This is a genomic window from Aquabacterium humicola, from assembly GCF_030167915.1.
Lineage (GTDB): Bacteria > Pseudomonadota > Gammaproteobacteria > Burkholderiales > Burkholderiaceae_C > Pseudaquabacterium > Pseudaquabacterium humicola.
This window is the reverse complement of record NZ_JARGNB010000002.1, coordinates 384,322-397,885: the sequence shown is the minus strand read 5'-3', so window position 1 is coordinate 397,885 and position 13,564 is coordinate 384,322. Positions and strand designations below refer to the sequence as shown.

At 73.8% G+C, this 13,564-nt stretch carries 16 protein-coding genes; 6 read left to right on the top strand and 10 right to left on the bottom strand.

All coding sequences use genetic code 11. The features are described 5' to 3' along the window. The first annotated feature begins 7 nt into the window (after positions 1-7). Positions 8-244: a hypothetical protein gene (locus tag P1K89_RS12125; protein ID WP_284616705.1), complete on the top strand. Its 237-nt coding sequence runs from the start codon at positions 8-10 to the stop codon at positions 242-244. Positions 245-549: 305 nt separating this feature from the next. Here P1K89_RS12125 and P1K89_RS12120 read toward each other — a convergent pair whose 3' ends face one another. Further along, positions 550-1,212: a hypothetical protein gene (locus tag P1K89_RS12120; protein WP_284616704.1), complete on the bottom strand. Its 663-nt coding sequence runs from the start codon at positions 1,210-1,212 to the stop codon at positions 550-552. Between the two features lie 162 nt (positions 1,213-1,374). Here P1K89_RS12120 and P1K89_RS12115 point away from each other — a divergent pair, with 162 nt between their 5' ends. Beyond that, the gene (locus tag P1K89_RS12115) at positions 1,375-2,592 is read left to right on the top strand and encodes a glycosyltransferase family protein (RefSeq protein WP_284616703.1); all 1,218 of its coding nucleotides are present in this window, start codon (positions 1,375-1,377) and stop codon (positions 2,590-2,592) included. Here the strand turns inward: P1K89_RS12115 and P1K89_RS12110 are convergent. The 5 genes from P1K89_RS12110 to P1K89_RS12090 form a co-directional block, all read right to left on the bottom strand. Beyond that, a complete protein-coding gene (locus P1K89_RS12110; RefSeq protein WP_284616702.1) occupies positions 2,549-2,725 on the bottom strand; it encodes a hypothetical protein in 177 nt (58 codons plus the stop codon). The genes P1K89_RS12115 and P1K89_RS12110 overlap by 44 nt on opposite strands. 17 nt (positions 2,726-2,742) lie before the next feature. Then, positions 2,743-3,285 carry a hypothetical protein gene (locus tag P1K89_RS12105; protein ID WP_284616701.1) on the bottom strand — a complete coding sequence of 181 codons (543 nt, stop codon included), beginning with the start codon at positions 3,283-3,285 and terminating at the stop codon, positions 2,743-2,745. A 101-nt stretch (positions 3,286-3,386) separates the two neighbouring features. Further along, complete coding sequence (locus tag P1K89_RS12100; RefSeq protein WP_284616700.1) at positions 3,387-4,619, bottom strand: glycosyltransferase family 9 protein; 1,233 nt, start codon at positions 4,617-4,619, stop codon at positions 3,387-3,389. Further along, positions 4,619-5,227 (bottom strand): CinA family protein, encoded by a 609-nt coding sequence (locus tag P1K89_RS12095; protein WP_284616699.1) that lies wholly within the window; start codon positions 5,225-5,227, stop codon positions 4,619-4,621. The genes P1K89_RS12100 and P1K89_RS12095 overlap by 1 nt, the downstream gene beginning before the upstream one ends. A 285-nt stretch (positions 5,228-5,512) precedes the next feature. Next, positions 5,513-6,841 (bottom strand): SDR family oxidoreductase, encoded by a 1,329-nt coding sequence (locus P1K89_RS12090; protein WP_284616698.1) that lies wholly within the window; start codon positions 6,839-6,841, stop codon positions 5,513-5,515. Between the two features lie 275 nt (positions 6,842-7,116). Here P1K89_RS12090 and P1K89_RS12085 point away from each other — a divergent pair, with 275 nt between their 5' ends. Next, positions 7,117-7,656, top strand: coding sequence for a hemerythrin domain-containing protein (locus P1K89_RS12085; protein WP_284616697.1), 540 nt, complete (start codon positions 7,117-7,119; stop codon positions 7,654-7,656). A gap of 106 nt (positions 7,657-7,762) precedes the next feature. On the opposite strand, the gene P1K89_RS12080 is transcribed toward P1K89_RS12085, so the two are convergent. After that, positions 7,763-8,221: a hypothetical protein gene (locus tag P1K89_RS12080; protein WP_284616696.1), complete on the bottom strand. Its 459-nt coding sequence runs from the start codon at positions 8,219-8,221 to the stop codon at positions 7,763-7,765. A gap of 174 nt (positions 8,222-8,395) precedes the next feature. On the opposite strand from P1K89_RS12080, the gene P1K89_RS12075 reads away from it, so the two are divergent. After that, positions 8,396-8,848 carry a PA2169 family four-helix-bundle protein gene (locus P1K89_RS12075; protein WP_284616695.1) on the top strand — a complete coding sequence of 151 codons (453 nt, stop codon included), beginning with the start codon at positions 8,396-8,398 and terminating at the stop codon, positions 8,846-8,848. Positions 8,849-8,916: 68 nt separating this feature from the next. On the opposite strand, the gene P1K89_RS12070 is transcribed toward P1K89_RS12075, so the two are convergent. Beyond that, a complete protein-coding gene (locus P1K89_RS12070; RefSeq protein ID WP_284616694.1) occupies positions 8,917-9,426 on the bottom strand; it encodes a hypothetical protein in 510 nt (169 codons plus the stop codon). Positions 9,427-9,587: 161 nt separating this feature from the next. On the opposite strand from P1K89_RS12070, the gene P1K89_RS12065 reads away from it, so the two are divergent. Both P1K89_RS12065 and P1K89_RS12060 read left to right on the top strand, forming a co-directional pair. Further along, the gene (locus P1K89_RS12065) at positions 9,588-10,040 is read left to right on the top strand and encodes a ferritin-like domain-containing protein (RefSeq protein WP_284616693.1); all 453 of its coding nucleotides are present in this window, start codon (positions 9,588-9,590) and stop codon (positions 10,038-10,040) included. A 145-nt stretch (positions 10,041-10,185) separates the two neighbouring features. Next, positions 10,186-10,623 (top strand): response regulator, encoded by a 438-nt coding sequence (locus P1K89_RS12060; protein WP_284616692.1) that lies wholly within the window; start codon positions 10,186-10,188, stop codon positions 10,621-10,623. On the opposite strand, the gene P1K89_RS12055 is transcribed toward P1K89_RS12060, so the two are convergent. Together P1K89_RS12055 and P1K89_RS12050 are read right to left on the bottom strand one after the other, a co-directional pair. Next, entirely contained in the window at positions 10,571-11,470 is a 900-nt protein-coding gene (locus P1K89_RS12055) for a YihY/virulence factor BrkB family protein (protein ID WP_284616691.1), read from the bottom strand. The genes P1K89_RS12060 and P1K89_RS12055 overlap by 53 nt on opposite strands. A 38-nt stretch (positions 11,471-11,508) precedes the next feature. Beyond that, positions 11,509-13,428: a catalase gene (locus P1K89_RS12050; protein ID WP_284616690.1), complete on the bottom strand. Its 1,920-nt coding sequence runs from the start codon at positions 13,426-13,428 to the stop codon at positions 11,509-11,511. Positions 13,429-13,564: the final 136 nt, after the last annotated feature.

The following is a 13,564-nucleotide window of genomic DNA, read 5'->3' as shown; positions in this document are numbered from 1 at the left end:
CCTGAAGATGATGGGATCGCACTACCGCACGCTGCGTCGCAGCCGCCGGCCCGGCCTGGCCGGCCTGGCCCTCGCCGGGCTGCTGGCCTTCATGTGGCTGGACCTGCGCACCTGCCACCAGCGCCGGCTCCGGGAGAAGACCCGCGCGAAGCCGGAACCCCTGCAGACCTGGGAAGGCGAAGGCGGGGGCATCCCCGCGGTGCGCGGGCAGAACACGCCGCGGCCGGTCGCCAGCACGTCCTGAGGCGCCGCACGCCGCGAGCGCCCGCGCGCGCTCAGGGCCGCGCGGCCGACCCGCAGCACCTGGCGCTCACAACTTGCAAAGTACGCGGCCATTGCGGGTCGCGACGAGGCATGACGATTGCCGAGGTGCTGGCTCGAGTGCCAGCGGCCTCCCCGAACAAGGTATCGGCCGCGCACCGCCGGCAGTCCGATCCGTCACCGCAGCGACGCCGGTGTCGGATCGGCTGCCGGCGGGCGCGCGGATCGTTCGGCGCGGCGGTCGGCGGCGCCTTGGCACCCTCCGCCGCCGCCCGGCCGCGCGGGTGCTCAGGCAGGCATCTGCCAGGGGGCGGTGCCGAAGCCCACCCGCAGCAGCGCATGCAGCGGGTCGGCGTCGCCGGGGCGGATGACCAGCGACACCGGTCCCTGCTGCGCGGCACCGGGCATCGAGTGGCGCACGTTGGCGCGCAGCCCGTTGTGCCCGTCGATGCGCAGCTGCACCTGCAGCAGCATCTGGTGGCCCTCGCCATCCGGGTCGCTCTGCAGCGACATCGTGGCGCTGGTCCAGTCCGGCTCGCCGATGATGCGCGGCAGCAGGCCCGTCGGGCCGAAGTACAGCGCCGCCAACCCGCGCAGGGCGGTGACCGTCGGCGAACGCTTGCCGTCGTGCGTCAGCGGCAGCAGGCGGGTCTCGCAGTCCAGCTCGCTCGGCCCGCGGCTGTGCGCCATCAGCTGCTGCTGATCGCCCCAGAACCGCAGCTCGACCATCCGCTGTTCCTCGGGCGCGCCCGCGTACTGCACCGTGATGTCGGCCCGCACGGCCGGTGGCGGCCGCACGATCGACGGCCGCGGCGACACCCTCGCGACGGTTCGTGAGGGCGGCTTCTTCGGCGGCGCGATGATGCCGGGCACCGCCGGGTCCAGCACGCTCAGCGGGTGGGCGGTGACCGCAGGGGCGACGGTCACGGGTTGTGCAGCGGACAGGGTCATGGGCGCTCCTTTGTCGAAGCCTCGCCATGGCAATCCGCATGCCTGCGAAACGTAAACGGCGCATCCGGGCATGTCGGTTCCGTTCGTGCGGGACGGCGGCCCAGCCGGTCCCCGCGATGGCACATCGATTGCCGAAGACGCAGGCCACCGAACGAGGACACCATGACACCGTTGGTCGTGTATTCGCACCTGCGCTGGTCGTTCGTGCGCCAGCGTCCGCAGCACCTGATGACGCGCCTGGCCGCGCACTACGACATCCACTTCATCGAGCAACCCCAAGAGTGCACCGGCAGCCCGCGGCTGGCGGTGCGCCATGTCGCGCCCGGGGTCACCGTGCTGACGCCGCAGATGGCCGGAGCGGCCGGCTTCGCGGAGCCCGACGACGGCGGCAAACCGCGGCTGCCGGCGCTGCTGGCTGGTGCCGCGCGCGAGCACGGCCTGCGCGACGCGCTAGCCTGGCTGACGACGCCGCTGGCGCTGCCGCTGGCCGAGTCGCTGGCCCCGCGCTTCGTGATCTACGACTGCATGGACGAGCTCGCTGCCTTCGACGGCGCGCCCCCCGGGCTGTCCGAGCTGGAGTCGCGCCTGCTGCAGCGCGCCGACCTCGTCTTCACCGGCGGTCCGGCGCTCTTCGAAGCGCGCCGCCGCCGCCACCCGCAGGTGCACTGCCTGCCGGACGCGGTCGACGCCGCGCACTTCGCGCCGTCGAGCCTCGACGCTTCCGACCCGCCGTGGGCCCAGGCCGAGGCGCTGCAGCGCGACCTGCCGCGGCCGCGGCTGGGCTTCTTCGGCGTCATCGACGAACGCCTGGATCTCGCGCTGATCGCCGCCGTGGCCGACGCCCGGCCGCACTGGCAGATCGTGATGGCCGGCCCGGTGCTGGGCATCGAGGCGTCGCTGCTGCCGCAGCGGCCCAACATCCACTGGCTGGGGCTGCAGCCCTACGCACGGCTGCCCTACCTGATGGCCGGCTGGGACATCTGCCTCTTGCCCTACGCGCTGAACGACGCGACGCGCTTCACCAGCCCGACCAAGACGCTGGAGTACCTGGCCGGCGAGAAGCCGGTGGTCAGCACGCCGCTGCCCGACGTGGTGCTGCTCTACGGCAGCGTCGTGCGGCTGGCGCAGGGCTGCATCGACTTCGTCGCTGCCTGCGAGGCGACGCTGGCCGAATCACGGCGCGAGCGCAGCCGCCGCGTGATGGACATGCTGCAGACCGTCTCCATGCATTCGTGGGACCGGACCGCGCAGACGGTGCACGAACTGATCGCCGAGGCGTTGCAGCGCCAGGACGCCGGCGGCGGCCGGCCGGCGCTGCCGCCGCCGCACCTGCACGCTACGCCGGCTCGTTCCGGTGGTGATGCCGCAAGGACTCGTTGACCAGCTCGTCCTCGTCCTCGGGCATCGCCGGCGCCGGCCCATGCTCGAGCCGCTCGCCCGGATCGGGCACCGGCGGCGGCTGCGGACCGGGGTCCGGATCGACCGGCCCCGGGCGGTGCGGCAGCTTGCTCATCATGCTCTCCAGGGTCGCTAGCGATCGTCGCGCGACGGCGCGCTGATCCGGCCGAGCAGCAGCCCGACCGCCAGCGCCGCGCCGAGGCAGGCCAGCGGGTTCTCGCGCACCCGGGTGCGCAGCGTGTCGGCCCACTCCTGCTCCAGCGAGCTGAGCTGCTTCACGCTGTTGCGCAGCTTGTCGGCCGCCTGTTCGACCGAACCGGCCGCACGATCGACGGCCTCGTGCGTGGCCTTGACCGCGCGGTCCAGGGTGCGCTCGGCGGCCTGCGCGGCGGCATCGGTGGTCGTGGTCGTGACGTCCGCACCGATCGGCCGGCCCGTCGTGGACGAGCCCGGCAGCGTGCTGCCCGCCGAGCCGCTGGGCGACGACGTCGACGATGGCGCGCTGCCGAAGGCGCCGGTGCTGCGGCTGGCGCCGCTGCCGGCGTTGCCGACCGCGCTGCCGACCGCGCTGCCGACCGGGCTGGTGCCGGCCGCCGTGCTGGTGCCGGTGGGGGACCCGGTGGTGGTGCCCCCGGTGGTCGGGTTGGAGGTCTGGGTCGGGAATTCGTTGGCCATGGTGTCGTTCTCCCATGCGGGTGGAGGGATCACGGGACGTGGCAATCGTCGTGCCCTCGATCGTGCGCCGCCGGTCCGGCGCCGTCAACGGCGGTTCGGCGTCAACGCGCGTCGAGCCGCGGCTCGGCCGCAACCGGCAGGCGGCGCGCGGCCGGCGCCTGTTGCAGCAGCAGCAGTTCGAGCGCGGCCGCCGAGGCCTGCTCCGGCGCCACGCCGAGCAGGCACAGGTGGTGCATCAGCGGGCAGCGGCTGCGCAGGCAGTTGCGGCACGGCACGTCCTGGAACAGCACGCGCGAGGGCACCTGCCACGGCGTGCGCTGCGGATGGGTCAGCGCGTACAGCACGACCACCGGCCGCTGCAGCGCCGCGGCGATGTGCGCCGGCCCGCTGTTGTTGCAGACGACGAGCGCCGCGCCCTCGATCAGCGCCAGCAGTTCGCCCAGCGGCAGCTCGTCGCCGATCAAGGCCAGCGGCGGCGGCGCGCCGCTGCCGCGCTGCGCTGCACGCGCGGCCAGCAGCACCTCGCGCACCAGCGGCGCCTCGGAGGCCGCGCCGACGACCACCGGCACCAGCCCGCTGGCCGCGGCGATCTGCGCCGCCGAGGTGCCGAAGCGTTCGGCCGGCCATCGCCGCGACGCCGCGCCGGCGCCCGGATGCACGACGAAATAACCCGCGAAGACCTCGTTGACGATCGACAGCCCGACAGCGAAGCGCGCCCGGCGCAGCCGCCGCTGCAGCGCCTGGCGGTGCACGTCGAACACCACGACCTGCAGCTTCGGCGGCGCAGGCGCCGCCTGATCGGCCAGCCCGACCTGCGCCAGCAGCGCCAGCTGGCGCTGCACCTCGTGCCGCGCGTTCGCCGGATCGAGGTCGGGATCGGCGACCCGGTCGCTGATCAGCCGGTACGGGTTCTCGCGGCTGTAGGCCAGCACACGCGGGATCGCCGCCAGCCGGCACAACATCGCCGCGGGCAGCGCACTCTGCGTGCAGGCGGTGAAGACGATCGCGGCGTCGAACTGGCGCTTGACCAGCCGCGACGCCAGCTCCGCCATCGCGGCGGCCTCGCCGCCGATGCCGCCCGCCGGCGCGGCGGACTGCACCCACGGCGCGTCGAAGCTGATCACGTCGTCGACCATCGGCAGGTGCGGCGCCAGCGCGGCGCCGGCCGGCGAGCACAGCAGCGTCAGCTCGGCATCGGGCAGCGCGCGGCGCAGCGCGGCCAGCGCCGGCGTCGTCATCAGCAGGTCGCCCAGGTTCTCCAGCCGCACCAGCAGCAGCCGCCGCAGCTCGCCCCAGCCGGTGCCTGGACGCACATCATCTAAGTTATCAGCCATCACCGCTCCAGGCCGGCAGGATCAGGCGCGGGGGGCGAGGCCTGGGGCGAGGCCTGCGATTCCGCGGGCCGAGGCGCGCGATCGGCCTGCGCGCCGTAGTGCGCGATCCGCTTCAGCGCGTAACGCGCCGCCTCCGCGCGGATGCGCGAGCGGTCGCCCTCGAAGCGCCGGGTCTCGCTGTAGACCGCGTCCTGCCCGACCCCGCCCAAGCGGAACACCCACGCGAAGCATTGCGTGCCGGCGGGGATGCGTGGATCGACGTCGTCGGTGACGCCGGTGTTGGCGATCGCGAGGTTCACCCCGCCGATGCGCAGCGCGCCCAGGGCCATCTCGCGCGCCACCGGCTCGCTCGTCAGGTTGAAGCTGTCGATCGTGCGGCGCTGCACGCCCAGCACCGTCTGCTTGGCCTGCGGCGAATAGACGACGAAGGCACTGTCCAGGATCTCGCCGGCACCGGGCAGGTCGGCGAGCATCGCGGCCATCAGGCCGCCGGTGCAGGACTCGGCCGTCGCCAGGCGCAGCGAGCGCTCGCGCAGGAAGCGGGCGACCCCGCGGATCTCTTCGTCGTGGTCGGCATCGGCATCGTGTTCGGTGGCAGTGGCGCGCATCGCGGTTCTCCGTGGAGCCCGCGCAGTGCAGGCGGCGTGCCCGCGCCGCGGGCCCCTGCCCCGGCGCAAGCCCGGCATGGGCACGGGGCTTGCCCGGAGCGCATGTGCCGGCTTCCCGGCCTCGACCACCATCCTCCGACGGACCGCACACCGACGCCGCCCGACAGCCTAGCCCGGTCGACTCGTGGCCTCGCTGCTGTGCTTGCAATGTCCGAACGAGCGCATGGATCCCGCGTCGAGGCACCGCGAAGCCGGCACCCTTTCGTGCCGCGGCATCGCGGCCGCTCAGAGCGCGCGCGCCGCGGCATCGCCGGCGTTCGTCGTCAGCGGCGCGCTGGCGTCGCGCTCGTGCAGGTACAGCAGCACCAGGATCGCGAGGATCGGCAGATTCTTCAGCAAGGGGCCGAAGGGATGCAGCCAGAACTCCGGCAGCCGCCAGGCGATGACCAGCGTGTAGACGGCGATCAGCGCGATCTGCGCCAGCCACAGCCGCGCGCGCCAGCGGGCGCTGGCCGGGGGCAGCAGCGTCGCGACGCCGAGGCCGAGGTCCAGCGCCGCCCCGCCGTAGAGCATCAGCGGCTGCAGCGCCGGCGTGATGCCGGTGACGGCCAGCAGCGCATAACTGTCGTCGCGCGGGAACAGGCCGAAGGACAGCAGGCCGGTGACGATCCACACCAGCGCCAGCGCGAAGCGCAGCAGCGGCAGCAGCCAGCCCAGCCGCGCCTGCAGCCGCAGCGCGGCCAGGGGCTCGCCGAGCAGGAAGTCGCCGACCTCGCGCGGCGGCTGCCCGAGCAGCCAGCTGATCGCCACCGCCGGACCCACGCTGCCCTGCTGCAGCATGGTCCACGCGCCGCGGTCGAGCAGCGCCTGGCCGCGGACCTCGCCCCAGCTGGCGGCCAGCGCCACCAGCGCGGCCGGCACGCGCAGCGCGAGCGTCGGCTTCAGCCCCAGCGCGCCGCGCAGCATCATCAGGTATCGCCGCAGGCTCAGCGGCCTCGGGCCCACCAGCGGCACCGTGCGCCCGGCGCCCGGCACCGGCGGCGCATCGACCAGCGCGCACAAGGCCTCGACCACGTCGTCCACATGCACCGGCTGCACCTGGCCACCGCCGGACGGCAGCGGCAGCAGCGGCATCGCCGCCAGGATCAGGAAGCGCGCCGCGCTCCGGCCGTCGGCCCCGAAGACCAGCGAGGGCTGCACGACGATGCCGTCCAGCGGCAGCGCCAGCAGGTAGGCGTCGGCGGTGTGCTTGCTGCGCTGGTACTCGGTGCGCCGCCGCTCGACGCCGAGCGCCGACAACTGCACCACGCGCATCACGCCGGCATCGACGCAGGCGTCGAACAGCGCACGCGGCGCCTGCTCGTGCAGGCGTTCGAAAGTCTGCGTGCCGTGCTCGCGGAAGATGCCGACGGTATTGACCACGCAGTCGATGTCGTCGAGCAGCGGCAGCCAGTCCTCTTTCGTCAGCGCGTGGGCGAAGTCGATCGGAAGCCAGCCGATCGCGTGCGGCGGCGGCCGCCGGCCGGCGCACCACACCTCGTGCCCGCGCAGTTGCAACGCGGCCAGCAGCCGGCTGCCGATGAAGCCGGTGGCCCCCGTCAGCAGGATCCTCACGATGAGCGGCCGCGCAGCGCGCGCGGCGAATGTTCCGGACGTCGATTCATCACTGCCCTCCCGCAGCCGGCGGAGTTCGTGGCAATCGGCGTGCCCGCGGCACAGGTCGATCCCCGCGCGCAGCCCCGCCCGCATCCCACGCACATCCCGCGCGGCATCCGCGTGCGGCATCGGCCGAAGCACGGCGCCGGTGTCGTCCTACACCGCACGCGCGCCCCGCCGGCCAGCATCGGCGCTTCGACGCTGTCGTCGTCCATCCCCTTTGGAGAATAGTCATGCCGCAGTCCCATGCCACCCCCTCGACCACGACACGCCGCGCCCCGGCGCGCGCCCGCAGCACGTCGACGAAGACGCGTGCGAAGCCCGCCGACGCGATCGCGCTGCTGAAGGCCGACCATGCCGAAGTGAAGAAGCTGTTCGAGGCCTACGACCGCCTGCACAAGGACGAGGCGTCCGCCGGCCAGCGCCAGGAGCTCGCACAGCAGATCTGCCGCATGCTCGAAGTGCACGCGACGATCGAGGAAGAGCTGCTCTATCCGGCCGCGCGCGAGGCGCTCGGGGAGCCCGACCTGATCGACGAGGCCGAGGTCGAGCACGCCAGCGCGAAGGCGCTGATCGCCGAGCTGAAGTCGATGCAGCCGGACGAGCCGATGTACGACGCGAAGGTGAAGGTGCTCGGCGAGTACGTCACCCACCACGTCAAGGAAGAAGAGAAGGAAATGTTCCCGAAGCTGCGCAAGCAGAAGATGGACCTGAAGGCCGTCGGCCTGATGCTGGCGCAGCGCAAGGACGAGCTCGAGTCCCCGATGGAGTGATCCACCGGCGCGGTTCCCGCGTCACGCGGCGCGGCCGCCGGGCCCCACGGGGTCCGGCGGCCGCCCCGCCTTTCGGGAGGCCTCCCGAGGCCCTCTCGCAGGGGCTTCAGCGCCGCCGGCGCCGCAGTCCGCCCAGCATCAGCCCGAGTCCGAAGCTGGCGTAGACCATCACCACGCCCGGCATCGACAGCCGTTTCTGGAAGCCCGGTGACAGCCGCTTGGGCACGAGGGCCAGGTCGACCACCGCGGCGACCGCGGTGACCGCCGCGGCGTCGATCAGCGCATCGCCCGGCGTCGAGCGCCACCGGCGCGCCTGCAGCCATTCGTAGATCCCGGCCCACAGCAGCGAGGACGCTCCGTGGACCAGGCCGCCGAGCGCGGTGTGGCGCAGGCTGGCGCCGTCGCGGTGCAGCGCGGCCGGGCCGTGCACCCACTGGCTCGGCGCGTTGATCGGTGCGGCCGCGCTGCCGAGCTCGGCGCGCCCGCGCCAGGCCAGCGTCGCCGCGGACAGCACGGCCGACAGCAACCCGTCGACCAGTACCGCGTCCTGCCTCGTCATTGCCATCGTTCGCTCCTGGAAAGTGCGCGCCCCACGCGGGCAAGGTCGCTTGCCGGCCGGCGCAGGCCGACGACGGCAAGAAGCAATCCCGCGCAGGGGACTGCCTGCACTCGAACGTGAACCCAGGCCCGCCGAATGCTCCTGCATCGCTCGAGGCGCAGGACCGCCCCAGGAGCTCCCATGATGCGCGTCGACATCCGCGAGACGCTGAACGGCCTGATCGGCCTGTGCAAGGACAGCGAAGCGACGTTCGCGTACTGCGCGCGGCGCTCGCGCAGTTTCGCGTTGCACGTGATGCTGCAGCGCCGGGCACTGGACTGCCGCCGTGCCGGCATGCACCTGCAGCAGCTGATGGCCCAGCACGGCGGCATGCCGCGCGAATCCGGCACCGCGGCCGGCGACCTGCGGCTGAGCTGGGTCGCGGTGCGCGGCGCGCTGTCGGCGCAGCCCGACCTCGTGCTGATCGACGCCTGCGAGCGCACCGACACCCTCGCCGAGCTGCACTACGACCACCTGCTGCGCGCGACGCTGCCGGACAGCGTGCGCCAGCTGGTCGAGGGCCAGCGCGACACCATCCGCCACGACCGCGCCCGGCTGCAGGACCTGCGCGAGCGCCTGCGCACCACAGTCTGATACCCCCCGCAGCGACTTCGGCGATGCCCCTCGGGCTTCGCCGCTGCCCGGCCGCGCTCAGGGGTGCGTCAGGTCGCCTTCGGCGACTTGCCGCCCGGCGCGCGGCCAGTGCCACCGGGGCTGCCGGTGCCGCCGGGGCTGGCGGCGCGGGCGGCCTCGCCGCCACCGCCCGCGCCGCCGCTGCCGCTGGCGCCCATGCCGCTCATGCCGCCGGCGGTCGTGCCGCCGGCCGTGCTGGTCGTGCCGCCGGTCGGGCTGCCGCCACTCGGCCCGGTGGCGCCCTGCGTGGTGCCGGTGCCGCCGGCACCCAGGCCGCTGTTCGGGCTGCCGCGGCCGCCGCCGGCGCGGCCTTCGTGCCACGTCTGACCCTGGTCGCCGGCGTCCGGGCCTTGCGCATGGTCCTGGCCCGGGTCCTGGCCGCCCTGCCCGTGGCCGCCGTGGCGCGCCGGCTGGCCATAACCGTAGGTGCTGCCGCCCTGCTCGCCCCAGCCGCCGCCATCGTCGCCGCGATCGCCGGCATGACGTCCATGGTCCCCGGAGCCGCCTGGTGGGCGACCGTCGTTGTCCCGCTGTTGCATGGTCTGCTCCTGTGAACTCGATGCGGACATCCGCGGCGGCCGGCGGCAATCCCCATACCCGGGTCGGGCGGCGGACGGGCACGCGGACTGCCCATCGCCGGCGTGCCGGCACCCTGCGCCGGCGCACCTCCCGCACTGCCGCGAAAGGCGAAAGGAACACCATGGACAACGACGACGTGGTCGACGTTCTGAACGACCTGATCGAGACCAGCAAGGACGGCGAATACGGCTTCCGGACCTCGGCCGAACACGCCCGCACCGATGCGCTGCGCACGCTGCTGCTGCGCCGCGCCGATGAATGCAAGCAGGCGATCGACGAACTGCAGGCGCAGGTCGCGCGCTACGGCGGCAAGCCGCAGCAGTCCGGCAGCGTCGGCGGCGCACTGCACCGCGGCTGGGTGGCGATGCGCACCAAGCTGACCGACTACGACAACGTGGCCATCCTCGAGGAATGCGAGCGCGGCGAAGACCTGGCCGTCAACCGCTACCGCAAGGCGCTGCAGGAAGACCTGCCGGAAGACCTGCGTGCGCTGGTCACGCGCCAGGCCGAGGGCGTGCAGCGCAACCACGAGCAGATCAAGCGGCTGCGCGAGGAAGCGCGCGCGGCGCACTGAGCGTCAGCGGGCATCGCGCGCGACGGCGGCATCGCGCGCCGCGGCCATGCGCACAGCCGCACAGCATTTCCGGGCACGCGGTTTGCCAGCGAGACCAGCTGAAAATTCCCGAGCCCCCATGCAAGCCGATGACGCCCCCTCCGCCATGCGGCCGCGCATCCTGGTGGTCGACGACCAGCTCGACGCCGCCGACTCGCTGGCCGGCCTGCTGGAGCTTTGCGGCGCCAAGGCCGCGGTCGCCTACGGCGCCGAGACCGGGCTGCGGCTGATGCAGCTGTTCCGGCCGGCTGCCGCGGTGATCGACCTGCGCATGCCCGGCAAGGACGGCTGCGAGGCGCTGATCGAGGCCCGCCGCGCCGAGATGGTCCATCCGGCGACGCTGCTGGTGTGCTGCACCGGTTCGCACGACCCCGACGACGAGGCGCGCTGCCGCGCAGCGGGCTTCGACCTCTTCCTGCACAAGCCGATCGAGCCCGCGGAGCTGGCCACCGTGGTGGCGTGGGCCACCGAGCGCATGCACGCGATCGACTTCATGGAGACCCCGCCCGAGACCGGCTTCGAGGTGCATCAGCGGACCCTGTGACGGTGACGGAGGTCGCCCGCCGCAGCGACACCATGCGCGTGAATTCCGCGCCCAGCAGGAAGATCTGCGCCGAGTAGTACACCCACAGCAGCAGCACGACCAGCGAGCCGGCCGCGCCGAAGCCCGAGGCGATGCCGCTGCGGCCGATGTACAGCCCGATCAGCGCCTTGCCGATCACGAACAGCGCCGCAGTGAACGCCGCGCCCACCCAGACGTCGCGCCAGCGCACACGCACCCGCGGCATGATCTTGTAGATCATCGCGAACATCAGCGTCACCATGCCGTAGCCGATGCCGAAGTTCAGCGCCTCGGCCACCACCAGCCAGCCGCCGAGGTGCGCGCCCCAGAAGCGGCCGAGCGCCGCGACCACGGCCGACAGCACCAGCGAGACGGTGAGCAGGAAGCCGAAGCCCATCACCATGCCGAAGGACAGCAGGCGCGAGCGCAGCAGGCTCAGCAGGCCCTCGCCGCGGCGCACCGGCGCGCGCCAGATGCGGTCGAGCGCACTCTGCAGCTCGACGAACACCGTCGTCGCGCCCACCAGCAGCAGCAGCGCGGCGAGCACCGTCGCGGCCAGGCCCTCGGCCGGCTTCGCCGCGCTCTTGACCAGCGCCTCGATCGCCTGCGCGCCTTCGGTGCCGAGCAGTCCGCTCAGCTGCGCGACGATCTCGCCACGCGCCGCATCGACGCCGAAGACGATGCCGGCGACGCCGATGACGATCAGCAGCATCGGCGCGACCGAGAACACGGTGTAGTAGGCCAGCGCCGCGCCCATGCTCGGCACATGGTCCTCGATCCACGCATGCACCGCGTCGCGCAGCAGGTCGGTGAACTCCGCGACACGCATCGGGCAGAAGCGCCGCGTCGGGCCGGCGCCTGCGGGCGTCAGCGCGCGTAGCGCGGGTAGCGCACCGGGATCAGCGGCGCGGGGTCCGGCTCGCGCTCGAAGCGCCGCGGCAGCGACAGCGCCTCGAGGAAGGCGCTGATCTGGCGCCGCAGCGCGATGGTCGCGGCGGCCTCGGCGGCGTCGCCGCGAGGCCGCGTCACCAGCGCCGGATCGACGCGGCCATCCGGCAGCGCCCGCGAGATGCCCAGCCGCGCCAGCAGGTTGTTGTCCGGCCCGAGCTGCAGGATCGGCTTGCCGTGCCGGTACTGCGCGAGGATGAATCGCCGCGCCTCGTCGGAATGCGCGAGCGCGGATTGCGCCCGCGCGCCCTCGGGCAGCACGACGGCATCCCACAGCGCCGAGGGCGCGAGCTCGATGCTGAGCTCGACCGCGGTGAAGTCGCCGGCGGCGGACCACAGCGCGCCGGCGCGCGTGCCGACGCAGTGCACCTGGGCACCGGCCGCGCTGAGGGCACGCTGCACCGCGCGCAGGCTGCGGCTCTCGAAGCCGTCGGCCAGCAGCAGCGCGATGCGGCGCATGCGCACGCTGCGTTCGCCCGGCCGCGCCAGCAACGACAGGCTCGACGACGGCTCGACGCTGGCCGGATGGCCCGCGGCGCCGGGCTCGCCGCGCAGCTGCGCGCCGGAACGCCGCGTCGCGCCGGCGCTGATCGTCGCCGCCAGCGCCGGGTCGACGTCGGCCAGCCGCGCCAGCAGCCGGGCGCGCGGCGGTGCCGGCGGCAGCGGCCCGATCGACGCGCGGCAGGCGGCGATCAGGTGGTTCTGCTCGACGCGGCTCTGGCTGCGCCAGAACATGCGCGCCTGCTGCAGGTCCTGGCGCGCCCGCTCGGCCGGGCTGGCGGCGCGGCCGTGGCACGGCACGATGCCGTTGGCCGCCGACAGATCCTCCGGCGCGGCCGCGTCGCGGCCCTCGTGCGCCGCCGCGAGCCCGGCGTCCTCATCAAGCTCGGCATCCGCCTCATGGCGATCGGCCATCCGGTTCAGCACCAGCCAGCCGATCGAGCGCAGCGGCACACGATCCTCGGGCAGCAGCCGGTGCGGATCGAAGGGGTCGAAGTCGAAGCTGCTGGCCTGGCGGTCGCCGAACACCTGCAGCGCGAGCTGCCAGCGCGGAAAGGCGCCGGCGCCGATCGCCTCGGCGAGGTCATGGCGCAGGAACAGCGGATCGACGCGGGCGAGCTGCTCGGCCTCGTCGGCCGCCAGCGCATGCGTGCCGGCGGCCGGCAGCCAGTGGAAGCGCGCGTAGACCGCCTCGCCGCTGGCGTGCATGAGCCCGCCGGGCCGCCCCAAGGGCGAATCCCGGAGGGCGAAGCCCGGAGGCCTCTCGAGCAGGCGGAAGGTCTGCGTGCCGAAGCCCTGCATCATGCGGTAGCTGCGCGGCAGCGCGCGGTCGCTCATCAGCCACAGCCAGGGCGCGAGCGGCGCGTCGTCGACCGGCGGTGTCAGCGACACTGCGCTGTCCGGCGGCACCGGCAGGCTGCAGCCGGCCAGCGGCCAGCCCGGCATGCCCGCGGCATCGGCGCCGAAGCGCACGACGAAGCGCCGCGCACCGCGCGCGGTGTCGGCCGCCGCGGGTTCGCCGCAGCGGGCGAATCGCACCTGCACCGGCGTGCGCTGCCCGGCATGGCGAAACGGTGCCGCCAGCGTCAGCGCCTGCAGCGAGGCACGGCATTCGAAATGACCGTAGGCGGTCACGCCCTCGGGCACCTGCATCCCGAACCAGGACGGCGACGCGGGCCCGTCGGCCAGCGGGCCCGGACCGCTGTCGAGCGCGTCCCACGCGCTGTCCGGCGCCAGCGGCGCACCGTCGGCGCCCATCCTAAGCGCCGGCGGCGCCGGCAACGTCAGGCCCGTGGGCAGGCGCGGCAGGCCCGCGCGGGGCAGCGGAGGGTAGGACATGAGGGCTCGCCTCCCGGGAATTCGTTGATCCGCACTCCACGGCAAGCGAGGTGCCCGGCGATCACGACCGTTGCGAAACCATTCCTGGGTTTACAAACTGCAAAGTACGCGGCCGGCCGGGCCGCGGCGCAGGCTT